The organism is Collinsella sp. LCP19S3_C9 (assembly GCF_052121575.1).
Lineage (GTDB): Bacteria > Actinomycetota > Coriobacteriia > Coriobacteriales > Coriobacteriaceae > Collinsella.
This window is the reverse complement of the sequence record NZ_JBQKDZ010000007.1, coordinates 13,865-36,886: the sequence shown is the minus strand read 5'-3', so window position 1 is coordinate 36,886 and position 23,022 is coordinate 13,865. Positions and strand designations below refer to the sequence as shown.

23 protein-coding genes are annotated in these 23,022 nt (G+C 60.8%); 16 read left to right on the top strand and 7 right to left on the bottom strand.

Features of this window, described 5'->3' with window-relative positions; all coding sequences use genetic code 11:
* Nucleotides 1–27 precede the first annotated feature (27 nt).
* The 12 genes from purM (at nt 28) to ACTQXI_RS04550 (ending at nt 9,407) form a co-directional block, all read left to right on the top strand.
* Nucleotides 28–1,131 carry a phosphoribosylformylglycinamidine cyclo-ligase gene (purM, locus tag ACTQXI_RS04605; RefSeq protein ID WP_441048754.1) on the top strand — a complete coding sequence of 368 codons (1,104 nt, stop codon included), beginning with the start codon at nt 28–30 and terminating at the stop codon, nt 1,129–1,131.
* On the top strand, nt 1,121–1,828 hold the full coding sequence (gene purN / locus ACTQXI_RS04600; protein WP_441048753.1) for a phosphoribosylglycinamide formyltransferase: 708 nt from the start codon (nt 1,121–1,123) through the stop codon (nt 1,826–1,828). Before purM ends, purN begins: the two co-directional genes overlap by 11 nt.
* Nucleotides 1,829–2,061: 233 nt before the next feature.
* A complete protein-coding gene (locus tag ACTQXI_RS04595) occupies nt 2,062–2,406 on the top strand; it encodes a type II toxin-antitoxin system RelB/DinJ family antitoxin (protein WP_441048752.1) in 345 nt (114 codons plus the stop codon).
* Nucleotides 2,403–2,870, top strand: a complete 468-nt coding sequence (locus ACTQXI_RS04590) for a PIN domain-containing protein (RefSeq protein WP_441048751.1) — start codon at nt 2,403–2,405, stop codon at nt 2,868–2,870. Before ACTQXI_RS04595 ends, ACTQXI_RS04590 begins: the two co-directional genes overlap by 4 nt.
* Before the next feature lie 65 nt (nt 2,871–2,935).
* Complete coding sequence (locus tag ACTQXI_RS04585; RefSeq protein ID WP_427793748.1) at nt 2,936–3,403, top strand: PTS sugar transporter subunit IIA; 468 nt, start codon at nt 2,936–2,938, stop codon at nt 3,401–3,403.
* 179 nt (nt 3,404–3,582) lie between these two features.
* Complete coding sequence (locus ACTQXI_RS04580) at nt 3,583–4,806, top strand: peptidylprolyl isomerase (RefSeq protein WP_441063240.1); 1,224 nt, start codon at nt 3,583–3,585, stop codon at nt 4,804–4,806.
* A 54-nt stretch (nt 4,807–4,860) separates the two neighbouring features.
* Complete coding sequence (locus tag ACTQXI_RS04575; RefSeq protein WP_427717979.1) at nt 4,861–5,304, top strand: GatB/YqeY domain-containing protein; 444 nt, start codon at nt 4,861–4,863, stop codon at nt 5,302–5,304.
* A 276-nt stretch (nt 5,305–5,580) separates the two neighbouring features.
* Complete coding sequence (locus ACTQXI_RS04570) at nt 5,581–6,312, top strand: amino acid ABC transporter ATP-binding protein (RefSeq protein ID WP_441063239.1); 732 nt, start codon at nt 5,581–5,583, stop codon at nt 6,310–6,312.
* A gap of 8 nt (nt 6,313–6,320) precedes the next feature.
* The gene (locus ACTQXI_RS04565; RefSeq protein WP_441063238.1) at nt 6,321–7,196 is read left to right on the top strand and encodes a transporter substrate-binding domain-containing protein; all 876 of its coding nucleotides are present in this window, start codon (nt 6,321–6,323) and stop codon (nt 7,194–7,196) included.
* A 25-nt stretch (nt 7,197–7,221) separates the two neighbouring features.
* On the top strand, nt 7,222–7,968 hold the full coding sequence (locus tag ACTQXI_RS04560; protein ID WP_154516699.1) for an amino acid ABC transporter permease: 747 nt from the start codon (nt 7,222–7,224) through the stop codon (nt 7,966–7,968).
* Nucleotides 7,969–7,971: 3 nt separating this feature from the next.
* The gene (locus tag ACTQXI_RS04555; RefSeq protein WP_441048748.1) at nt 7,972–8,610 is read left to right on the top strand and encodes an amino acid ABC transporter permease; all 639 of its coding nucleotides are present in this window, start codon (nt 7,972–7,974) and stop codon (nt 8,608–8,610) included.
* A 173-nt stretch (nt 8,611–8,783) separates the two neighbouring features.
* A complete protein-coding gene (locus tag ACTQXI_RS04550; RefSeq protein ID WP_441048747.1) occupies nt 8,784–9,407 on the top strand; it encodes an AAA family ATPase in 624 nt (207 codons plus the stop codon).
* Nucleotides 9,408–9,534: 127 nt separating this feature from the next.
* Here ACTQXI_RS04550 and gltA read toward each other — a convergent pair whose 3' ends face one another.
* From gltA to glmU, 6 genes are all read right to left on the bottom strand, one after another.
* On the bottom strand, nt 9,535–10,944 hold the full coding sequence (gene gltA, locus ACTQXI_RS04545) for an NADPH-dependent glutamate synthase (RefSeq protein WP_154516684.1): 1,410 nt from the start codon (nt 10,942–10,944) through the stop codon (nt 9,535–9,537).
* Complete coding sequence (locus ACTQXI_RS04540; RefSeq protein WP_006235793.1) at nt 10,935–11,774, bottom strand: sulfide/dihydroorotate dehydrogenase-like FAD/NAD-binding protein; 840 nt, start codon at nt 11,772–11,774, stop codon at nt 10,935–10,937. Before ACTQXI_RS04540 ends, gltA begins: the two co-directional genes overlap by 10 nt.
* A 359-nt stretch (nt 11,775–12,133) precedes the next feature.
* Nucleotides 12,134–12,763 carry an aminoacyl-tRNA hydrolase gene (pth, locus tag ACTQXI_RS04535; RefSeq protein WP_195838564.1) on the bottom strand — a complete coding sequence of 210 codons (630 nt, stop codon included), beginning with the start codon at nt 12,761–12,763 and terminating at the stop codon, nt 12,134–12,136.
* 348 nt (nt 12,764–13,111) lie between these two features.
* A complete protein-coding gene (locus tag ACTQXI_RS04530; protein ID WP_441548387.1) occupies nt 13,112–14,239 on the bottom strand; it encodes a hypothetical protein in 1,128 nt (375 codons plus the stop codon).
* Nucleotides 14,240–14,694: 455 nt separating this feature from the next.
* Complete coding sequence (locus ACTQXI_RS04525; RefSeq protein WP_154516678.1) at nt 14,695–15,681, bottom strand: ribose-phosphate diphosphokinase; 987 nt, start codon at nt 15,679–15,681, stop codon at nt 14,695–14,697.
* 193 nt (nt 15,682–15,874) lie between these two features.
* Nucleotides 15,875–17,287, bottom strand: coding sequence for a bifunctional UDP-N-acetylglucosamine diphosphorylase/glucosamine-1-phosphate N-acetyltransferase GlmU (gene glmU, locus ACTQXI_RS04520; protein WP_441048746.1), 1,413 nt, complete (start codon nt 17,285–17,287; stop codon nt 15,875–15,877).
* Between the two features lie 205 nt (nt 17,288–17,492).
* On the opposite strand from glmU, the gene ACTQXI_RS04515 reads away from it, so the two are divergent.
* From ACTQXI_RS04515 to ACTQXI_RS04505, 3 genes are read left to right on the top strand one after another with little or no spacing between them, the layout of a single operon-like run.
* A complete protein-coding gene (locus tag ACTQXI_RS04515) occupies nt 17,493–18,371 on the top strand; it encodes an energy-coupling factor transporter transmembrane component T family protein (RefSeq protein ID WP_427718158.1) in 879 nt (292 codons plus the stop codon).
* A complete protein-coding gene (locus ACTQXI_RS04510; RefSeq protein ID WP_441048745.1) occupies nt 18,371–20,014 on the top strand; it encodes an ABC transporter ATP-binding protein in 1,644 nt (547 codons plus the stop codon). The genes ACTQXI_RS04515 and ACTQXI_RS04510 overlap by 1 nt, the downstream gene beginning before the upstream one ends.
* 4 nt (nt 20,015–20,018) lie before the next feature.
* Nucleotides 20,019–20,732, top strand: coding sequence for a DUF6580 family putative transport protein (locus ACTQXI_RS04505; RefSeq protein WP_441048744.1), 714 nt, complete (start codon nt 20,019–20,021; stop codon nt 20,730–20,732).
* A 535-nt stretch (nt 20,733–21,267) separates the two neighbouring features.
* On the opposite strand, the gene ACTQXI_RS04500 is transcribed toward ACTQXI_RS04505, so the two are convergent.
* Nucleotides 21,268–22,086 carry an exodeoxyribonuclease III gene (locus ACTQXI_RS04500; RefSeq protein WP_154516667.1) on the bottom strand — a complete coding sequence of 273 codons (819 nt, stop codon included), beginning with the start codon at nt 22,084–22,086 and terminating at the stop codon, nt 21,268–21,270.
* Between the two features lie 136 nt (nt 22,087–22,222).
* Between ACTQXI_RS04500 and ACTQXI_RS04495 the strand changes: the two genes are divergently transcribed.
* Entirely contained in the window at nt 22,223–22,975 is a 753-nt protein-coding gene (locus ACTQXI_RS04495; RefSeq protein WP_441056409.1) for an NAD-dependent protein deacylase, read from the top strand.
* Nucleotides 22,976–23,022: the final 47 nt, after the last annotated feature.

Sequence of the window (23,022 nt, the reverse complement as noted above, 5' to 3'; positions counted from 1 at the left end):
AAACGGTAGTGGGAGAGGAAGGCTCAGATGAGCGACAGCAAGCATGTGACGTATGAGGATGCCGGCGTCGATACCGCCGAGGGCGGCCGCGCCGTCGACGCTATTAAGCAAATGGTTAAGGATACCAACCGTCCCGAGGTTATCGGCGGCATCGGTGGCTTTGGCGGCCTGTTCTCGGCCGCCGCGCTTAAGGATATGGAAGACCCGATCCTGATCAGCGGTACCGACGGCGTGGGCACCAAGCTCGTCCTCGCCCAGATCATGGACCGCCACGAGACGGTGGGCCAGGACCTGGTCGCCATGTGCGTCAACGACATTTTGGCTTCGGGCGCCGAGCCGCTGTTCTTTTTGGACTATGTTGCCATCGGCCACATCGAGGCCGAGCACATGGCAAAGATCATCAAGGGCGTGGCCGATGGCTGCAAGCTCGCGGGCTGCGCGCTCGTGGGCGGCGAGATGGCCGAGCACCCGGGCGTCATGGCTCCCGCCGACTACGACCTCGCCGGCTTTACCGTGGGTGTCGTCGACCGTCCCAAGATGCTCGACCCCGCCAACGTCCGCCCCGGCGACGTGATTCTGGGCCTTCCCTCCACCGGCGTGCACTCCAACGGCTACTCGCTCGTGCGTAAGGTCATCGGTGTTGACGGCATCAAGCCTGGTACGCCCGAGGCCGCCGCTAAGGCCGAGGAGCTGAGCCGTCCGCTCGAGGAGCTCGGCGGCGCATCACTGGCAGACGCTCTGCTGGCCCCCACGCGCATCTACGTCAAGCCGATTCTTGAGCTGCTCCGCGGCGGCGCTCCGGTGCACGCCATCGCCCATATCACCGGCGGCGGCATCACCGAGAACCTTAACCGTGCGCTGGCCGAGGACGTCGACGCCGTGGTCACCCGCAATGGTGCCGAGATGGGCTGGGACATTCCGCCCGTCATCACCTATGTTTCGCACCAGGCCGAGCTTACGCCCAACGAGGCGTGCAAGACCTTCAACATGGGCGTCGGCCTGTGCCTGATTGTCGCTCCCGAAGATGAGGCCGCGGTAACCGATGCCCTGGTCGCGCTGGGCGAGAAGCCGTTCCGCGTGGGCGAATGCGTCGAGGGCTCCGGTAAGGTCGTGTACTCCGATGAGCGCTAACGAGCAGATGGCTGCCGCCGAGGGCTTGGACTTTGTGCCCTACACCCGTCCGACCGGCACCGATACCACCGAGCCGCTCAAGATCGGCGTGCTCATCAGCGGTTCGGGCACCAACCTACAGGCGTTGATCGACCTGATCGCCGCCGGCAAGCTCAATGCTTCGATCGAGCTCGTGGTGTCGAGCCGTCCTTCGGCCAAGGGCCTGCAGCGTGCAGAGCGTGCGGGTATCCAGACGCTGACGCTCTCCAAGGATGTCTACGCCGACCCTATCGTCGCCGACGAGATTATTGCGCACGAGCTTCTCGAGCGCGGCTGCGAGTATGTGGTCATGGCTGGCTACATGCGAATGGTGCATACGCCGCTGCTGGCGGCGTTCCCCAACCGCGTTGTCAATCTGCATCCGGCGCTGCTGCCGAGCTTTACCGGTGCGCATGCGATCGACGATGCCTTTACGCGCGGCGTCAAGGTGACCGGTGTGACCGTGCATTTTGCCAACGAGATCTACGACAACGGTCCCATCATCGCCCAGCGCGCGCTGGCTGTTGAGGAAGGCTGGGATGTCGACACACTCGAGGAGCACATTCACGCGATCGAGCACGTGCTGTATCCCGAAGTCGTGCAGATGCTCGCTGACGGCCGCGTCCACGTGTTGGAGAGCGGCAAGGTGGCGATTGACCCGGCGCGCCATCGTGCGTAAAAGGATTCGCTTGGTCCTCATTGCGACGTAAACTATCAAAAAGCTGATTGGGGCATATGGAATCACATGTGCCCCAATCAGCTTAATATCTCTTTGATTTTGGGCTCTGGATAACGTGACGGGCACCATTCCCATTCCAAGAAATCCGATAGGGCCTCGTCCGTGTGTGGGCGGGGCCCTTTTGCGCGGCCTTTTATGTTTGCTATACTGCTAGCAAGTAGAGAGGAGCCGCTATGGGTGCAGCAACGGTGCAGCTCAACACACGAATCGATCCTATGCTCAAGGCTGGTGGCGATGCGGTCCTGACACGCAATGGATTGGGGCCGAGCGATGCCGTTCGTGCGCTTTGGGCCTATCTTGTCGAGCATCAAGCGTTGCCGGGATTTATGGTGACGGATAAGCGCGAGGCGCCCCGCGCGGAGAGCCTGGCTGAGCAGGGGTGTGGCCTAGCTTTTTCATCGCTGGGGCTAAATGCTTCGGATTTTGCGCCAGTTGGATCATCTGCGGAAGACTGGGATGCCGTACGAGATGATATGTATGACGCGATGATTGCCGACATTGAGGCGAATTGCCGATGATTGAGGCAAAGCATCTCTTGGTGGATACGAACGTTTGGCTCGATTATTACCTGCAAGAGGGGGCGTTCGACGAAGCGAAGAGATTGGTTGAACTGGCCGAGGCAGGAATGATTGACCTTCTGTATGCCCCAACGACGGCAAAGGATGTGTTCTATATTTTGCCCCGGCGACTAGCCCGGCGGAATGCGAATGGGATTAACGTGTCGTTTACCTCGGCGTCATGGGCCTGCATTGAGCACATGATGCAGGTGGCACCCGCCTCTCCGCTTTCGTTGGCAGAGTGCGAGATGGCGCGCATGCTTGGCAAACGCATGCCGGATCTTGAAGACAACCTCATCATCGCTTCGGGCGAGACGGCAGATGTTGACTACGTGGTCACGAGCGACCGGCGCATGCTGGAGGCGATGCCCGAGGTGTGCTTGACGCCTGCCCGCGCACTCGAGATGATTGGGATCCTCGGCTAACCTTGCCTGTCTGGTTTCGCTATCATATGGGGCATTGTGAACCTCATGCAGCTTTGGAGGACGGTATGGCGGATAACGCCGAGATGCTATTCGCGCCTGAGCTGGTGTTTTTTGATTGGGAGTGCGCGACGCCGGATGAGGTGTTTGCGCGACTCGAGGGCGAGCTTGCTCCGCGCGGCTACATTGCGTCCGGTTGGCTCGATGCCGTCCGTACGCGCGAGGACATCTATCCCACGGGCCTCGCCATGCCGGCGGCCAATATTGCCATTCCGCATACCGATCCGGGGTTTGTGGCTAAGCCCTATATCGCGGTGATGAAGCCCTCCGCGCCCGTGACGTTCAATGCTATGGCGGGCATGGGTGCCCCCGTGCCGGCGCAGATCATCATCAATCTGGGTATTGCCGAGCCGGGCGGCCAGGTCGAGGCTCTGCAAGCGCTTATGAATATCTTTATGGATGCTGACGCCGCAGCCGACGTGCTCGGCCAGACTTCGTCCCAGGGCATGGTCGACGCCATCCGCCGCCACTTCTAGGGCCGGCATTTGGGGACTGTCCCTAACTGCCGGCAGAAAAGGAACGTCCCTAGCTGTCGGAGCTGTCCCCTTTGCACCAAAATGGTGCAGATTGACCTGTCTCCCATGCACCAGGTGTGCCGCGGGGCTGCGTTGTGACACAATGACGTTTGTTCGATTCGTGATGCGAAAGGCCAACTATGGCAAACAAGAAAAAGAACCCCGAGGTCGCGCCGACGTCCGAGCAACGGTCCCGCGCCGCCTCCAGCTCTCGCAAGAAGCAGCGCAAGACGTACGTGTCCAAGACCGTCAAGATCGTCCTGGTGGTTATCGGCGTGCTGGCAATGCTGCTTTCCGTCTCGGCCATGGCGTGCTCCGGTTTGATGTCGCAGACCGAGAACAATAACTCGGGTTACAAACTGACCGGCGGCGTGGCTGCTACTATCAACGGCACCAACCTCACCGAGGACACCGTAACCAAGCAGATCATGAGCATGCGCACGTCCTACGGCTACACCAAGGATGAGGATTGGGCGCAGTATCTGGTTGACAACGACCTGACGCCCAAGAAGTACCGCAAACAGCTCATCGATTCCTATACGCAGCAGATTCTGCTCCAGCAGGCGCAGAAGGAGAACGGCGTGACGGTTTCGGACGAGGAAGTAGAGAAGGCTTGGAAGGACGCCTGCAAGAGCGCGGGCGGCGCCAAGACCTTTAAGGAGACCCTTAAGACCTACGGCTATACCGAGGACACCTACAAGGACTCGCTCAAGGAGAGCCTGGCGCAGCAGAAGCTTAAGGATGCCGTTGCTCCCACCAGCAAGCCCAAGGACAGCGAGATTGTCGATTACATTAACGAGAACCTGTCTAACTACAACGATGCCCGCCGCTCGTCGAACATCCTGATTAAGGTTGATTCCGACGCTTCCGACGAGGACAAGGCCGCCGCCAAGGCCAAGGCGCAGGAGTGCCTGGATAAGATCAACTCCGGCGAGCTGAGCTTTGAGGATGCCGTGAAGCAGTATTCCGACGACACCGGTTCCAAGGAGAAGAAGGGTGACGTGGGCTGGGATAAGCTCACCACCTTTGTCGACAGCTACCAGACGGCGCTCGAGGGCCTTAACAAGGGCGATGTGAGCGACGTGGTCGAGTCGACGTATGGCTACCACATCATCAAGTGCACCGACTACTTCCATGTCGATGGCCAGGTCGATGACATCAATCAGGTGCCCAAGGCTATTAAGAAGTACGTTTCCAATGTGGTGAAGACCCAGGCATCGGGCACGGCATACAACGAGTGGCTGGAGAAGTACACGAAGGATGCCGACATTACCGTCAACCCCATGCCCAAGGACGTGCCCTATAACGTGAGCCTGAAGGGCGTCACCAAGAGCTCGACCGACGATTCGTCGACGACTGAGTAATCAAGGGGCGGTGCTCGTGCGAGTGCCGCCCACACTATTGAGGAGGATTTGCAGATGACCAACGAAGAGCTGCAGCAGGAAATGATTGCCGCCATGAAGGCCAAGGACAAGGTTCGCCTGTCTATCATTCGCCAGGTCAAGGCCGAGGTTAAGAACATCGAGGTCAACGAGCGCCGCGACGTGACCGAGGAAGACGTCAACAGCATGATCAAGCGTCTGATTAAGCAGACAAGCGAGACGTTGGAGATGTCCATCAAGGCCGGTACCGATCAAGATCGTACCGACAACCTGACCGAGCAGGTCAAGATTCTGGAGAGCCTACTGCCCGCGCAGGTTTCGGGCGAGGAGCTCGAGGCTCTGATTGAGCAGGTCATCGCCGAGCTGGGCGCCACGTCCAAGAAGCAGATGGGACAGGTTATGGGGGCGCTCGGCAAGGCCACCGGCGGCAACTTCGATAAACCGGCCGCGGCAAAGATCGTCGGCGGCAAACTCGTGTAGGGACGAGCGGTACATAGTTGGTGTTGAGGGGCGTGACCATTGCGGTCGCGCCCCCTTTTTTGTTGGCCGATGAAGGGCGCCTCCCTTGGCTGGTCATTGGGCGCTCATTGGGGACAGGCTTAAATGAGTGCCCTCTCATTGGGTACTCATTTAAGTCTGTCCCCAATGAGTGGGTTAAAGGTTGCGGGTTCTTTACGGGAATGCAGTGTGGGCTGCGGAAACGTGGTTCTTTCCGTAAAATAGAGCAATTCGTGTAAGCGCAGGAAAGGGATATTCATGGCAGACATGATCGAGATCAAGCATCTCAACAAGTACTTTGGCGACCTGCATGTGCTCAAAGATATCAACCTCACCGTCAAGCGCGGCGAGAAGCTCGTAATGATCGGGCCTTCCGGCTCGGGCAAGTCCACGCTCATCCGTTGCGTCGATTATCTGGAGGAGCCCACGTCGGGCGAGGTCATCATCGACGGTACGCCGCTCACCAAGAAGAATCATCTGGAGATGGCTCGTAAGTACAGCTCCATGGTGTTTCAGCAGTTCAACCTATATCCCAACATGACGGTGCTGGGCAACCTGACGCTCGCGCCCATCAAGCTGCAAAAGAAGAGTAAGGAGGAGGCGACCGAGATCGCCATCGCCGCGCTCAGGCGCGTCGGCATGGCGCATAAGGCCGGCGAGTATCCGCAGAACCTCTCGGGCGGTCAGCAGCAGCGTATCGCCATTGCCCGTGCCCTGTGCACCAAGCAGCCCATCATCCTGTTTGACGAGCCGACCTCGGCGCTCGACCCCGAGATGGTCCAGGAAGTCCTGGACGTTATGATCGAGCTCGCGCAGGAGGATATCACCATGATCTGCGTGACGCACGAGATGGGCTTTGCGCGCCAGGTGGCCGACCGCGTCATCTTTATGGAGGACGGCCGCATCCTGGAGGAGGGCACACCCGAGCACTTCTTCGATAACCCCGAGAACCCGCGCTGCCGCGAGTTTCTGTCCAAGATTCTGCACTAGGCGCGGTGATGGACATGACGGATATGACGAGGGCGGCCGTGTCGCGCCGCCACTTTTTGCAGCTGGCGAGCGCCGGTATGCTCGCGCTGACGGGGACCGCGCTTACCGGTTGCGGCAACTCCACCGGCGGCGAGGACTCCGACAAGGGGTCTAAGCTTGCGGCCATCAAGTCGCGTGGCCATCTGAATGCCGGCGTTAAGAAGGACGTTCCCGGCTACGGCTATTACGACACCGCCAAGGGCCGCTTTGAGGGCATGGAGGTCGATTTGTGCTACCAGATCGCCGCTGCCGTCTTTGGCGTGAGCTACAAGGAGGCCCGTGCCCAGGAGCTTGTCGAGTTTACTGACGTAACGCCCAAGACGCGCGGCCCGCTGATCGATAACGGCCAGCTCGACGTGGTCGCGGCGACCTACACCATCACCGACGAGCGCAAGAAGAGCTGGGATTTCTCGACGCCGTACCGCACCGACTACGTGGGACTCATGGTCAAGAAGCGTTCGGGCTTTACCTCGATTGAGGACCTGGACGGCAAAGTCATTGGCGTGAGCCAGGGTGCAACCACGCAGGGCCTGATCGAGCAGATGATCAAGGACAACGGCTTTAGCTGCAAGCCCGAGTTTAGGGCCTTTAGCGGCTACCCCATCATTAAGAGTTCGCTCGATGCCGGCAATATCGACGTCTTTGCCATGGACCGCTCCACGCTGGCTGGATACATGAACGAGACCGTCGAGCTGCTGCAACCCGAGGTCAAGTTTGGCGAGCAGGGCTACGGCGTGGCGACCAAGAAGGGCTGTGATCTTTCGGCCGTGGTCGATCAGGTGATATGCGATCGCCTGGCCGACGGCTGGCTCGACCAAGAGGTTAAGACCTGGGGTCTTGTATAGGCGCATCGTCCAAGGAAGGAATCAAATGCTCGAAGGATTGTTTGACGCCGACCGCTGGTCGACGACATTCCAAAACATGGGGCCCTTCTGGGAGGGCTTTGGCGTGACGATGCAGGTGGTCGTTGCCGGCCTGCTGCTGTCGCTGGTGTTGGGCACGCTGCTTGGCGTGTTCTCTACCACTCGTTCTCGCGTTCTGCGCGCCATAAGCCGCGTGTACGTGGAGTTTTACCAGAACACCCCGCTGCCCGTGCAGGTGCTCTTTATGTACATGGCCGGTCCGCAGTTTTTGCAGGCCATAACCGGTGCCGACCAGCCGGTGCGTATCGCGCCGTTTGTACTGGGCTTCTTGGGCGTGGGCCTGTATCACGCTGCCTACATTTCGGAGGTCATCCGTACCGGTATCGAGGCCGTTCCGCGTGGCCAGATGGAGGCGGCCCAGAGCCAGGGCTTCACCCGTGCGCAGGCATACTGGTACATCGTGCTGCCCCAGACGTTCAAGATCATTCTGCCGCCGCTGTGTAACCAGGCACTCAACCTGGTCAAAAACACGTCGGTGCTGGCGCTTGTGGCCGGCGGCGACCTTATGTACCGTTCCGACAACTTTGTGAGTCTGTACGGTTACCTGCAGGGATACATCGTCTGCTGCCTTATGTATTTCATCATCTGCTTTCCGCTCGCCATGCTGGTGCAGTGGCTCGAGCGCCGCTCCAAGGAGCGCCCGCGCGGCGTGAGCCTGGCCGAGCTGGGGCTCGACAACGTAGAGGAGGCCTAGCGCATGGAAATCTTCAACGCGACCAACCTGCTCTACATTTGGGGCGGCTTTGTTAAGACAATCGAGATCTCGGCGCTGTCGATCTTTTCCTCGCTCATCTTTGGCACGGTGCTGGCGCTCGTTAAAAGCTACGCGCCCCGTCCATTCCGTATTTTGGTGAGCGCCTATATCGAGCTGTTCCGTTGCACGCCAAACTTGCTGTGGATCCTGTTCATCTACTTTACGGTGCAGGGTTTGGACATTGTGATTTCGACCATCGCCTTTACGCTGTTTACCAGCGCTGTTATGGCCGAGATTGTGCGTGGCGGCCTCAACTCGATTCCGCGCGGCCAGTTTGAGGCGGCGCAGAGCCAGGGCTTTGGCTTCTTTGCCACCATGCGCTATATCATTCTGCCGCAGACGTTTAAGACGATCATTCCGGCGCTGTTTAGTCAGTGCACGACCGTCATCAAGGACAGCTCGTATCTTTCGGGCATTAACGTGGCCGAGCTCATGTACACGGCAAACGTCGTGATGGCCCACGCGATCGACCTGTCGCAGGTGCTTATGCTCTACGGCCTGGTGTTTGCGATGTACTTTGTGCTCAACTTTGGTATCTCGCTGCTGGTGAGGGCATATCAGCGTCGCATTGTGGCCGCATAGTCCTGCTTCCCCAAGCACGGCACCTTGCCCCTCAATCGTCGCTTGCGTACATTTAGTACGCGGCGCTCCTCTTTCGGGGCAATCTGCCGCACTTGGGAAACCAGGACGAAGGTGGGGGCAAAATGAATGTGACAAAGGGACTGTCCCTTTGTCACATAGAGAAAGGAATCGAGATGAGCGATCTGGAGAACAAGAAGAATCCTGTGGTCATTACCATCGCGCGCGACTTTGGCGCCGAGGGCCACGAGATTGGCCGCATGCTTGCCAACGAGTTGGGAATTCCGCTGTACGATAACGAGCTGCTGGTGCGTGCGTCGATACGCGCGGGTGAGTCGCTCGATAAGATGGCCGCCTACGACGAGCGTCTGGCCGTGGAGAACATGGCGTTTCTGCCCGACCGCTACGACGCGCGTTCGTACTCGGACAAGTTGTTCCAAAAGATGAGTCAGGTGATTTTGGATCTGGGCGAGACCGAGAGCTGCATTATCGAGGGTCGCCTGTCCGATTACCTGCTGCGTAACAACCCTAATCACATTGCCGTGTTGGTGACCGCACCCTTTGAGGACCGCGTCGAGATCGTGCGCAAGAAGCGTGGGCTCAACAAAAAGAAGGGCGCCAAGCTGGTCAAGCAGCAGCAGAAGGCACGCGAGGCGTTCTATAAGCGCTACAGCGCCGGAAAGTGGAAGATGACGAGCGGCAAGGATATCGTCGTCAACCGCGCCAAGCTGGGCCGCGAGGGCTGCAAAGACGTCATAGCCGCTGCCTACCGCTACAAGGTGGCTCAGCTCGAAGGCTAGCCGACCAAAAGCCATCACAAAGGGACAGGCACCTTTGTGGTGATCGGGCGGCTGGCATAGAAAAAAGTCCCCGCCGGGCGTGTGCCCGACGGGGACTTTGCCGTTTGGTGGTTAGCGCTGTAGGTGACTACTCACCCAGCAGGCTCTTGGTGATCGAAGCGGCGGCCTTCTTGCCGGCGCCCATCGCCAGAATGACCGTAGCGGCACCGGTGACGATGTCGCCGCCGGCCCAGATGCGGGGATCGGTGGTCTGGCCGGTCTCCTCATCGGCAACGATGTAGCCCCACTTGTTGAGCTCCATCTTGCCGCCGATCTTGGCAGCGAAGGGGTTGGCGTTGGTGCCGATAGCCGAGATCGCGACGTCGCAGGGAATCTCCTCGATGGCGCCCTCGATAGGCACCGGGCGACGACGGCCGGACTCGTCAGGCTCGCCGAGCTCCATCTTCTGGACCTTGACGGCGCACACGGAGCCGTCCTCGCCAGCGACAAACTCGAGCGGGGAGACGAGCGGCAGAACCTCGACGCCCTCGGCCTTGGCATGGTGCAGCTCGGCGCGGCGGCAGGGCATCTCGTCCTCGGTACGACGGTAGGCGATGATGGCGTGCTCGGCGCCCAGGCGCTTGGCGGTACGGACGGCGTCCATAGCCACGTTGCCGCCGCCAAAGACGACGACGTTCTTGCCATGCTTGGTGGGGGTGTCGTACTCGGGGAACTTGTTGGCCTTCATCAGGTTCACGCGGGTGAGGTACTCGTTAGCGAAGAAGACGTTGGGCAGGTTCTCGCCGGGGACGTTGAGGAACTTGGGCAGGCCAGCGCCGGTCGCCACGTAGATGGCGTCGAAGCCCTGCTCGAACAGCTCATCGGCCGTGGCCATGTTGCCCACGACGGAGTTGTACTCAAACTTGACGCCCATGTTCTCAAGGCCGTCAATCTCGCGCTTGACGACCGCCTTGGGCAGACGGAACTCGGGGATGCCGTAGACCAGCACGCCGCCGCCGGTGAAGAAGGCCTCAAAGACGGTAACGTCAAAGCCGTTGCGGGCGAGCTCACCGGCGCAGGTGATGCCGGACGGGCCGGAGCCGACGACGGCGACCTTCTTGCCGTTCTTGGGAGCCATCTTGGGCGTGGAGGCGAGCTCGGGGCGGTCACCCAGGAAGCGCTCGAGCTGGCCGATGGCCACGGGCTCGGACTTCTTACCACGGATGCACTTGCCCTCGCACTGGTTCTCCTGCGGGCAGACGCGACCGCAGATGGCGGGAAGCATGGAGTCCTCGCGGATGGTATCGAGGGCGCCGCCAAAGTCCTTCTCGCGGATCTGCTCGATAAAGCGGGGGATGTTGATGTTGACGGGGCAGCCCTCAACACAGAACGGCTTCTTGCAGTTGAGGCAGCGCTCGGCCTCGGCCAGCGCCATCTCCTCGGTGAAGCCCTTGTCGACGGGGCGGAAGTCGCAGGCGCGCTCGGCGGCCGGCTCCTCGTTATCGGGGGTGCGGGGCGACTTCATATCGGCAACGAAACGACCGTTAACTAGTGGCATGCGCAGCTCTTTTCCTCATAGGCCTTGAGGGACTCGCCCTCTTCGGAACGGTAAGCGGCCTGGCGGGCACGAAGGTCATCCCAGTCGACCAGGGTGGCATCGAAGTCGGGGCCGTCGACGCAAGCAAACTTGGTCACGCCACCCACCTCGACGCGGCAGCAGCCGCACATACCGGTGCCGTCAACCATGATGGGGTTGAGCGACGCGGTGATGGGGGTGTCGTACTTCTGGGCGGTGAGGGTCGAGAACTTCATCATCGGAACGGGGCCGACGCAGAAGACCTGGCTCACGGCCTTGTCCTGCAGCAGGCGCTCCAGCGGAGCGGTGACAACGCCCTGCTCGCCGTAGGAACCGTCGTCGGTGGTGATGTGGATGTGGTCCTCGTCGAGGAGCTCGCGGAACTGGTCCTCCATGAGCAGGAGGTCCTTGGTGCGAGCGCCCATGATGGCGTGCACCTCGTGGCCGGTCTCGACCAGGTGCTTGGCGACCGGGAAGGCAATTGCCAGGCCGACGCCGCCGCCAATGACGGCGCAGGGGCCCTCGGCCATCTCGGTGGGAACGCCCAGCGGGCCCACGACGTCGCGCAGCGACTCGCCGGCCTCGTAGGTGGAAAGCATCTCGGTGGTCTTGCCGATCACCATGAAGATGAACTCGACCCAGCCCTCGTCACCGTTCCAGCCGGCCAGGGTAAACGGGACACGCTCGCCCGTCTCGTTGGCGCGAACCATGAGGAACTGTCCAGCGTGCGCATGCTTGGCGATTGCAGGCGCCTCGATGCGGAACTTGAACACCTTCTCCGAGAACTGCGTCTTCTCCAGGATCTTATACATAGAACCCCTCTCTTGTTAGGGCAACCGAACCGTGCCTCCACGGAAATGGACGGCAGCCCGAATATAACCGTACGCGCACAGGCGTTGTGCAGACATACGGTGTAAATTATACCCTCATGGGCATGTTGCTTACGTGTATCTTTGGCAGGCGGGAAAAGTGATCTAGCACAAAGAGGCAGGTTTATTTTGGCGGGTTTTATCAGATAAAACGACAAAAGGGGCCGGCCTTGCACATCGGTGAGGCCGGCCCCTTTTGGGGTGTTGGGTATGTATGTCGGCACAGGGTTTATTGCGATGCGGCCGCTGCGGCGTTTTCGCATATAAAACCTGCCAAAATAAACATCCCTTTTTGGTAGGTTTTAGTGCTTGCCGTTGGCAGAGGCGGAGCCGTTGACGTGGTCGCGGGCATAGATTACGCCGTGCACAATCGCCAGGCCGGCGGCGTCGGCGGCGCGGGCGCAGGTGTCCTGGAAGTCCTCGGCCTCGCGGGCGCGCAGCTGCTTGAGCACGTAGTCGGCGACAGCCATCTTGCCGGGAGGGTTGCCGATGCCAGTGCGGATGCGGCTAAAGTCGCGGCTGCCCATCTTGTCGATGATGGAACGCAGGCCGTTGTGGCCGGCGTGGCCGCCGCCCACCTTGACGCGCACGTCGCCGGCGGGAATGTCGAGCTCATCGTGGATTACGAGCAGCTCCTCGGCCTTGATTTTGTACTCGCGGCAAAGCTTGGAGATGGGGCCGCCCGAGGTGTTCATGTACGACTGCGGCTTGACCAGCACAATCTGGCGCTTGCCGTCCTCTTCCTCTGGATCGTTGATGTTGATGAGCGCGACCTCGGCGCCGGCCTGGTTTTTCCAGTACGTGACGCCGGCCTGACGCGCCAGCTCGTCGATCGCCTTAAAGCCTGCGTTGTGGCGGGTCTCGGCATACTCATCGCCAGGGTTGCCAAGTCCGGCAACCATGCGAATCTTAAGCGGCTGTGCAGCTGCCATGTGCTTCCTTTCATCGATTTGTCGCCTGCTATGGTGAGCGACCCCGTTGCTGCTGTCAAATGGAGGGTGATTGAGGCCGCATGAGGGCGTTTGGACAGTCGTCAGAAGCCGGGATGGACAGTTAGTTCAGATTTGTATAAACCAAGAGATCTTTGACTGCCAAAATCGGGGCCACGGAACTGTCACGGCGCTTTGGGGAGCACAATTTGTGCTATTTCAGATCTTTTGAGTCTTCAAATGAGGTGATTGGCGCCGGGATGGCGGCAAACTACCTCGAAATGAGCCGTCTGTTTATACAAATCTGAACTAACTGTCCAGCCATGCTCGGTAACACTGGGTAAAAGTCTTTTAGACCGGCGCGAGGCCGATTCCGGCCCGCAGGGCGTTGAGCCAGGCGGCCTGACGCTTGCGATAACCCTTGATGCGGTAGCGGAATCGAACTCCCGCAAGTCGATGCATCGTCTGGGCGAAGGCTTCGAGTGCAACAAGGTCCTTCATTTGGTCACGATTGATAACCAGGACGTGGATACCCATGGCCTTAAGGCCATTGTTGCGATTGCCATCGTGGATGCGAGCGTTTTGAAGCTCATGTCCAATTCCGTTGTATTCGTTGTCGACTCCGGCGGCTGGGCAATATAAGTCGCAGATGGCGTAGGGGATGCCCGAGGACATGTTGACCGCAAGGGTGTCGAAATCGACTCGATAGTTGAGCAGCAGGCCTCCCATGGGCAGGCTGCAACACCCGAATCCGCCAAAGCGCATGGGTGCGCCCAGGACGGCGAACATCAATGATTCCGCTGGGGATGCGGATCCGGCCCGGGCGAGTTTGATAGCTGTGCGAAACGAGGCGTAGGAACTACTTTTGGCAAACCGTGCGACCGCCTCGAGCTCTTCGATGGTTGTGGCGGGCTCGCATTTGTAGTGCGCCTGTTCGTAGCGGGTTTCGGCTTGCTTTTCGGGTGTCGGTTGGTCGCCCTGGCAATCGAGATCGTCCATCGTTTCGAAGCTGTTGGCCTCGGGCCACGTGTCGTCGTAGGCGATGGGGTAAGTTGCTTCGGGCGGAAGTGAGTAGGTCCCGAGCAGTTCCATGAGAAGCATCAAGGTTTTGGCAACCGATTCATTTTTGGAACAAAGCATGGCCGTCATGGCGGGAGACGTTGCGTAGATGTCGGCTTCGATGTGCATGATCGCGCCCTGGGGGAGAGGGGCGGTGATGGTGTGCTGGAGGAGCCGTCCGTCGGGCCGTCTGTTGCTGCCGCTCGCAACAAAGAGGTCTAGACGCTCGGAGTCGTCTTCGCTCCAGGCGTCAAGTATTGCAAGGGCCGCAAAGTCTATGGCGTCCTTGTTGGGAACGCAACCTACGAGGGCTTGTGTCTGTTGCTCGTCATCGATGTCGTCCCAGGGAAGGGCGGAGTACGCCCGTCGAGCGCGGCGAATTGCGCGGAGGGCGGAGAGGTGTGAAATTACGGTTGTCATAGCTATAAGGTACTAAGCCGTTGGCGAAATGATATGGCCGTGCCGTTCTTTTCGCTCAAAGGGGCGTCGCGCGCCGCGGGCGGTAACGACATCATACGGAATGCCTTGGAAAAGTGGAGAATGGAGTGATGGGTTGGCCTTGGAGGCATCTACTGAGATGGGTGCTGGACAGATAGTTCAGATTTGTACAAGGTGACCGGGGTGTATTGCCGTTGTTGAAGGACTCGGTGGGCAAAATGGGGCCAATGGCATGGTGAAGAGATCCATAGGTGGAGGAATCGAGTGGAATTATGCCGGCAAGAGAGCTTTCGACACATTAAATGGCCCAAACGAATGCCAAATTAATACAAATCTGAACTAACTGTCCAAGGCGGGTTGTCGAGGGGCAGAAAAAAGGGTCGGAAGTGAGCTTCCGACCCTTCAAAAACACCAAAGATGATGCGATGCGCGCTGGATTACAGCGCGAAGTCGCCGCCGACGAGCGTGGAGACGGGCTCCTCGTGGTAAACGGCAGAGATGGCCTCGGCGAACTCCTCGGCGACCGAGATGGTCTTGATCTTGCCGCCAACCTCGACGGGGATGGCATCGGTGACGAGGCACTCGACGATGGGGGCGTCGTTCAGGCGCTCGATGGCCGGGCCCGAGAAGATGCCGTGGGTGGCGCACACGTAGATGTCGCCGGCACCCATGGCCTTGAGCTCCTTGACGTTGGCGCACAGGGTGCCAGCGGTGTCGATCATGTCGTCATTGATGATGCAGGTCTTGCCCTTGATGTCACCGATGATGCCCATGACCTCGGCGGCGTTGTGGCGCGGACGGCCCTTGTGGGCGATGGCGAGGCTGCAGCCGAGCATGTCGGAGAGCTTCTTGGCAGCTTTGGCGCGACCCACGTCGGGGGAGACGACAACCAGGTTGTCGGTGTCGAAGTGCATGTCGTTGTAGTACTGGCCAAACAGCGGCAGTGCAGACAGGTGGTTAACCGGGATATCGAAGAAACCCTGAATCTGGCCCTGATGCAGGTCGAGGGTGATGATGCGGTTGACGCCAGCGCGCTCGAGCAGGTTGGCGACGAGGCGGGCGGTGATGGGCTCGCGCGGGCCGGCCTTGCGGTCCTGGCGGGCATAGCCGTAGTGGGTGATGACGGCGGTGATGGAGCGGGCGGATGCGCGCTTGGCAGCGTCGGTGGCGATGAGCAGCTCCATGAGCATGTCGTTGACGTTGCCGCCGGCCACGGACTGAATCAGGAAGACGTCGGCGCCGCGGACGGTCTCGTCGTAGCGGGCGTAAATCTCACCGTTGGCGAACTGCTTTAGCGTAAGGCCCGAAAGCTCGACCCCAAGGTACTCAGCGATCTTCTGAGCGAGGGGACGGTTGGAGGAACCGGAATACACGCGGATGGACTTGCGCATATTCTCCGACTTCTCGGGATCATTAATCGGCATTACCCTTCTCCTTTATATATCGAATGCCATATAGATGCCTTGTTGCATTGTAACCGCGTGGCGGGGTTTATCGGGTCTTGATAACGTCTTTACCGTCAACGGACACGAACCGACCACTCATCCGGTCGCGCAGGTCAGCATAGAAAAAGGAGCCATCCCCATGGGAACAGCTCCTTAGATGCTTGGTAAAACGTTATACCTCGTCGTCCTCGTGCAGACGGCGGCGATAATCGGCGGCCCAGCCCTCAATATTTACCTGACGGGCGCGGCCCAGGCCGAGTGCGTCAGCCGGGACCGGCTCGGTGATGACGGAGCCGGCGGCCACGAGTGCGCCGTCGCCGATCTGGGCAGGCGCGACCATCATGGTATCGGAACCGATGAAGGCATCCTTGCCGATGACGGTCTTGTGCTTGTGCACGCCGTCGTAGTTGCAGGTGATGGAGCCCGCGCCCACGTTGACGCCGGAACCCATGGTGGTGTCGCCGATGTAGGACAGGTGCGGCACCTTGGAGCCCTCGCCGATCGTGGACTTCTTGATCTCCACGTGTGTGCCGGCCTTGGAGCCATCGAGCATGTGGGTGCCCGGGCGCAGGTAGGCGCGCGGGCCGCAGTCGACGCCGTTCTCGATGACAGCCTCGATGGCGATAGTCTCATCGATGGTGCAGCCGCTGCCAACGGTGGTGTCGGTGAGGCGGCTGTTGGGGCCGAGCTGGCACTCCTCACCCACGGTGACGTGGCCGATCAGGTGCGTCTGCGGCCACACGACGGTGTCGCGGCCGATGACGGCGTCGGGGCCGATCCAGGCCTGCGTGGGGTCGATGAAGGTAACGCCCTCGGCCATCCAGTGCTCGTTGATGCGGTCGCGCGCGATAGCGGTGAGTTGCGCGAGCTGGATCCGGCTGTTGACGCCCAGGCCGTCGCGGTAGTCGTCGCAGTGGAAGATGGAGACTGCCTGGCCGTGGCCCTTGAGAATCTCGAGCATGTCGGGCAGGTAGTACTCGGACTGCGCGTTGTCGTTGCCGATCTCGCTGATGTGGGCGGCGAGCTGCGCGCCGTCGAAGGCGTAGCAGCCGGCGTTGCACTCGAGCAACGTGGCGGCCTGCTCGGGCGTGCAGTCCTTCTGCTCGATGATGCGCTCGATCTGACCGTCGGCGCCCAGCTTGATGCGGCCGTAGCCAAAGGGATCGGGCGGGGTCATGGTCATGACGGTGCAGGCGAGCTCGCCGCCGGCGACGGTCTGCGCGAACTTGGCGACGGTGTCGGCGGTGATGAGCGGCAGGTCGCCGTTGAGCACGACGACGGGGCCTTGCGTGATGCCGCATGCCTCGAGCGCGACCTTTACGGCGTGGCCGGTGCCCAGGCGCTCGGTCTGTTCGACGCACTCGACCTTGGTGGCGCTGTTGGCGTAGGCGCCGTCGATAAGGGCGCGCATCTCGTCGGCGTGGCTGCCGATGACGACCACGACGCGGCTGCAGCCGGCCTTGATGGTGGCGTCGACGATCCACTGGACCATGGGCTTGCCCAGGATCTTGTGCGAAACCTTGCAGTGGTTCGACTTCATGCGGGTGCCCTCGCCGGCGGCGAGGATAATTGCGGTTGCGTCCATGTGATCTCCTGTTACGTTATAGAGACGTGTGTTTGGAAACGATACACGGCGCAATATGATACCGCAGGCATATGATGAGCGCGTAACGATTGGCGCATGGCGGCCGATGTCGGTGCCGCCGGCGTGACTTTTGCGCTGGTTGTGCATGGCGGCGGCACTGCGGCGTTGGCGTTTGAGCGAGGGGATGGGGGTGTCCGTGGATATTATGCGAGAGGAATCGGGCAACGAACCCGTCGCGGCATTCTCGATGTCGCATCCGGCGGTGCCGGCGCTCTACATGGTGCTGACGCTGGGGCTCACCATGTTCTCGATGCAACCGGTGCTGCTTGCGCTGTCGCTTGCGGGCGGGCTGGCGTATGGGTTTGCGACGCGCGGCGTCGCACGCACGTTGGGGGCGCTTCGCTGGCAGCTGCCGGTGATTTTGATTATCGCGGTGCTCAACCCGTTATTTAGCGCTTCGGGCTCGACGGAACTGTTCCGTATTGGCATGCGCGCGGTGTATCTGGAGAGCATGGTATACGGCCTGTGCATGGGCGGGCTGTTTGTGGCGAGCGTGCTGTGGTTTGAGGCCGCGGCGTCCATGCTTAGCTACGACAGGGTGCTTGCGCTTTTGGGTAACACCGCGCCGGTGATCGCGCTCATGATCTCGATGTGTATGCGGCTTATCCCGCAGTTTTTGCGTCGCGGTCGCACGGTGCTGGCGGTGCAGGATGCGATTGATGTGCCGGGCCGCGCGCCGGCCGACCCCGTGCGTTCGCGCCTACGGGCATCGAGCGTGTTGATGGGCTGGGGCATGGAAGATTCGCTGGAGCGTGCGGACGCCATGCGCTCCCGTGGGTGGGGCGCCGCGGCGCGTCGCACGACGTACGCGCGGTATCGGCTGGCGCGCGGCGACGTTGCCGCGCTGGTTGGGCTTGCGCTGTTTGGCGTGGCCACGGCGGCAGTGGCGTGGACCGCGACGATGCAGTATTCGTTTTACCCGCAGCTTTCGGTGCCGGCGCCGTGGCCTGGCTATGTTGTATACGCGACCTGGATGGCGCTGCCCTGCGTGGTGCATGCGATTGACGAGAAGAGGTTTGGCTGATGGCTCGGTTGGACGGGAGCATCATGGCGGACGCGGTGTGCGGCTCGGATATGCCGGCGATTGAAGTGCGGGGCCTGCGCTTTGCCTACCCCGGGGCCGAAGTGCCGGTGTTCGAGGGGCTCGATTGGCGTGTTCCCCAAGGGACGTTTGCGTTGCTTGTCGGTGGTACCGGGTCGGGCAAGTCGACATTACTCTCGTTGCTCAAGCCCGAGATTTCGCCGGCGGGCGAATGCTCCGGCGAGCTGCGCATGCTGGGCGAAAGCGTTGCCGACATGGACGTTCGCGCGTCCGCGGAGCGCGTGGGCTATGTGTTTCAGGACCCCGAGAACCAGATTGTGTGCGAAACCGTGTGGCACGAGATGGCGTTTGGCCTGGAAAACTTAGGCATGTCGCGCGACGAGATGCGCCGTCGCGTGGCCGAGACCAGTTATTTCTTTGGTGTGGAGGATTGGCTCCACCGCGATACCGATACGCTTTCGGGCGGACGCAAGCAGCTGCTGTCGCTGGCAGCCGTGCTGGCGTTGCGCCCTCGCGTGCTGCTGCTCGACGAGCCCACGTCCCAACTGGATCCCGTTGCCGAGAAAAATTTTCTGCATGCGCTGTTTCGCGTGAATCGCGAGCTGGGCTGCACGGTTGTTGTGGCAACGCACCAGCCGCGCCCGATGCTTGAATACGCGACGTGCGCGTATCGGATTGAGGGCGGGCGCGTATGCGAGGTCGCCGATATCGCCTCCTTGGGGCATCGCGAAGAGCTGTTTTCTGGCGAGGTGCCAGGGTGGGGTGGCTCGTGGCGTGCAAAAAACGGAGTTTTCAGCAGCGCCAGTGGCCGGCCGGGCTATTTGGACCCGCGCGTGGGCGCTCCGGGCGCAAAAAAAAGACCGAAATCGGACAAATCGGCTGAATTTGAGGCGCAAATCCTGTCGCAAGACGACTCGGGGGCGCCGTCGTGCGCCGGTGGATGCCGAATACTCCCAAAAATGCACGCTGGGTCGGCTACCACCCTGGCAGGGGGCTGGTTTCGCTACGATCGAGCGTCCGCCTGGGTGCTGCGCGGGCTCGATGCGTCGTTTTCGGCAGGCGCGGTGCATGCTGTTGTGGGCGGTAACGGCTGCGGTAAGTCGACAATGCTTTCGGTGCTGGCCAAGACGGTCAAGTTGCAGCGTGGGCATATGGAGCGCGGGGCGGCTTCGGCGGCACTGCTGCCTCAGAATCCCAAGGCGCTGCTGGTTGCCGAGACGGTGCGCGAGGAGCTGATGGAATGGGCTTCGACCTGCGGATATGACGAGGCTATGGCGCGAGAGCGCGCGACGAGTCTGGGATTGTCCGGCTTGGATGGGCGCCATCCGTACGATCTTTCGGGCGGGCAGCGCCAGCTGCTTGCGTTGGCAAAGCTGCTGTTGATCGGCCCCGAGCTGCTATTGCTCGATGAGCCCACCAAGGGTCTGGACCTGGCCAGCCGTCGCATCATCGCCCGCGCCCTGCGCGACCATGCGGAGGCCGGCGGTACCGTCATCATGGCAACGCACGATCTGGATTTTGCCGAGCAGGTTACCGATGACATTGCCATGATGTTCGACGGTGAGATTGCCTGCATGGAGCCGCCCGCCGACTTTTTTGCCGACAATGTGTTTTATAGGGCGTGATGGGATGGCGGATTATCGCGTCTTGCGCATACTCGCAAAACTGGAGATCCCACTGCTGCTGGCGGTGCCAGCGGTAATGGCCGCGGCGTTGCTGGCAGGCGTTGAGCAGGCGGCGCTTGCCATGCTTGTCGTGGTGGCGCTGGTGCTCGCGCTGTTCTTTGCGGGCTACGAGGCGTCGCGACCGGGCCTGCGCCAGATTATGCCCACGCTGGTTCTGGCGGCGTTGGCCGCGGCGGGGCGTATCTTGTTTGGCCCCATTCCCGACTTTAAACCCGTGAGCGCCATCGCCATTATCGCCGGGGCGACGCTCGGTCGCCGCAATGGTTTTATGGTTGGTGCGCTGGCGACGCTGACCAGTAATTTCTTTTTTGGGCAGGGCATGTGGACACCGTGGCAGATGTATGCCTGGGGTCTGGTCGGCTATGTTGGCGGCGCGCTGGCGCATGCGGGTGCGTTCGACCGTGCCGATGGAACCGTGCGCATGCCGGCGCTGATGGCGTACGGCTTTGCGTCGGGCCTGCTCTATGGAGCCGTGATTAACGCCTACGACATCATCGGTTTTGTGCAACCGCTCACGTGGGCGGGCGCCGTGGCGCGTCTTGCCACGGCGGTACCGTTCGATATCACACACGGCCTTGCGACCTGCGTGTTCTTGGCCGCTCTCTACAAACCTTGGTGTCGTCGCATTAACCGTGTCGTCGTGAAATACGGGCTGTAGTGGCGGTTGCGCCGGGGCGAGAATCAATACTGTCGAAGTGCCATTTTAAAACTATGCCGGTTTACGGGGCTAGATTGGCACAGGCAGACCATACCGGCTTTTTTCGAAAATAGACGAGCCGTCTACCTGCGGTTTTATTTTGCTTGAATTGCGTTTGGTTGGGGATTTGCGATTCAGCCCCGTAAACCGGCATAGTTTTAAAATGGCCGGCTGATATGATGGGCGTCGTGGTCCTCAGAGAGCCAAATCGATCCGTTTTCTTCCGCCCCCAGACGTCCCCAGGGAATCAGTTGACGGCGCTTGCCACGAAACTGGCCCATCTACTACGTTTAGCTTGATACCCCCGACCATGACCGCGCTTTATGAAAAACCGCAGGCTTTCTACCTGCGGTTTTCTTTTTGCGTTGTTCGCCGTGGTTGAGGGTAGTGGCTTAAACGTAGTAGATGGGGCAGTTTCGTGGCGGGTGTGCCGCGTGGATTCCCTCGCGAGGTGAACATGATCCGTTTTGCTTCGTCCCCGAGGGGTCGGCTGGTGCTAGAGCTCTAGGGTGAGGGTGACGGGGCAGTGGTCGCTGCCAAAGATGTCGCCGCGGATGCCGGTGTCGCGCACGTTGCCGGCGATGGCGTCGCTCACCAGGAAGTAATCGATGCGCCAGCCCGCGTTGTTCTTGCGGGCATTAAAGCGGTAGCTCCACCAGCTGTAGACGCCCTCGACGTCGGGATTTGCCGCGCGCCAGGTATCGGTAAACCCGGCGTCGAGCAGCTCGGTAAACTTGCCGCGCTCCTCGTCCGAAAAGCCTGCGTTGCCGCGGTTGGACTTGGGGTTCTTAAGGTCGATCTCCTCGTGCGCGACGTTAAAGTCGCCGCAGGTCACCACGGGCTTGCCGGTCTCGCGCTCGAGTCCCGCCAAAAAGCCGCGATAGGCATCGTCCCAGGCCATGCGCACATCGATGCGCGCGAGCTCATTTTGGGCGTTGGGCGTATAGACGTCCACAAACCAAAACTTGTCGAACTCGAGCGCGCAGACGCGGCCCTCGGTCGCGGCCTGCGCCACGAGCTCGGCTGCCGCGCCCTCGCCGGCGTAAGGCAGTAGCGCATCGGCGCGCAGCACGCGCAGCGGTTCCTGGCGGCTAAAGACCGCAGTGCCCGAATAGCCTTTACGCTCGGCGTAGCTCCAGGTTTGGTGATAACCGGGCAGGTCGATATCGGCCTGGCCCTCCTGCAGCTTGGTCTCTTGCAGCGCCAGGATATCGACATTGAGCTCCTGTGCGATCTGGATAAAGCTCGGGTCCTTTTTGAGCACGGCGCGCAGACCGTTGACGTTCCACGAGGCGAAAGTGTAAGTCTGAGGCATGGTGTCCTTTCGACGGGGTTTGCAGGCTTAAGATTAGCGCAAAAGGGGCGGTGGTGGGCTCCGCGCGTGCTGACTCAAAGGCTGCATGCTGGGATGTCGCCCGACGCTGCCCGACCCACAAGGACGGAGGACTCATATGACGCAGGCGATATCGGATCCCAAGCGGGCCTCCGCCGCACTGGCGGAGCTGTTTGGTACTCACAAGCGTGTGGTCTTCTTTGGCGGCGCCGGTGTTTCCACGGCGAGTGGCATTCCCGATTTCCGCAGCGTGGACGGCCTATATCACCAACAGTTTGCCTACCCGCCCGAGACCATGCTCTCGCATAGCTTTTACGAGGCGCATCCGGCCGAGTTCTTCGACTTCTACCGCACCAAGATGATCTCGCTTGGCGCCAAGCCCAACCGCTGCCACACCAAGCTGGCCGAGCTGGAGCGTGCCGGCAAACTAAATGCCGTGGTGACGCAAAATATCGACGGTCTGCATCAGATGGCAGGCTCGCAGCGCGTGTTCGAGCTGCACGGATCGGTCCATCGCAACATTTGCCAGTCGTGCGGCGCGGTCTATAGCGCCGAGTGGATTTGCGCCCGCGGGCACGAGGACGCCGCGGGTGTGCCCGTGTGCCCCGCGTGCGGCGGGCGCATTAAGCCCGATGTGGTGCTCTACGAGGAGCCGCTCGACGAGCATGTGCTGACCGACGCCGTTGCCGCCATTGCCGCGGCCGATGCCCTCATTGTGGGCGGGACCTCGCTCGTGGTGTATCCGGCGGCGGGCCTTACGCGATACTTTACCGGCGATACGCTGGCCATATGCAATCTTGCTCCCACCGATCAGGATGCAAATGCCGACCTGCTGATTTCTTGCGACATCGCTGCCGCGTTTGCGTTCTAGCCCGCGCGCGCGGATACAATAGAAAGACTAATTGCAAAGCGACCCCG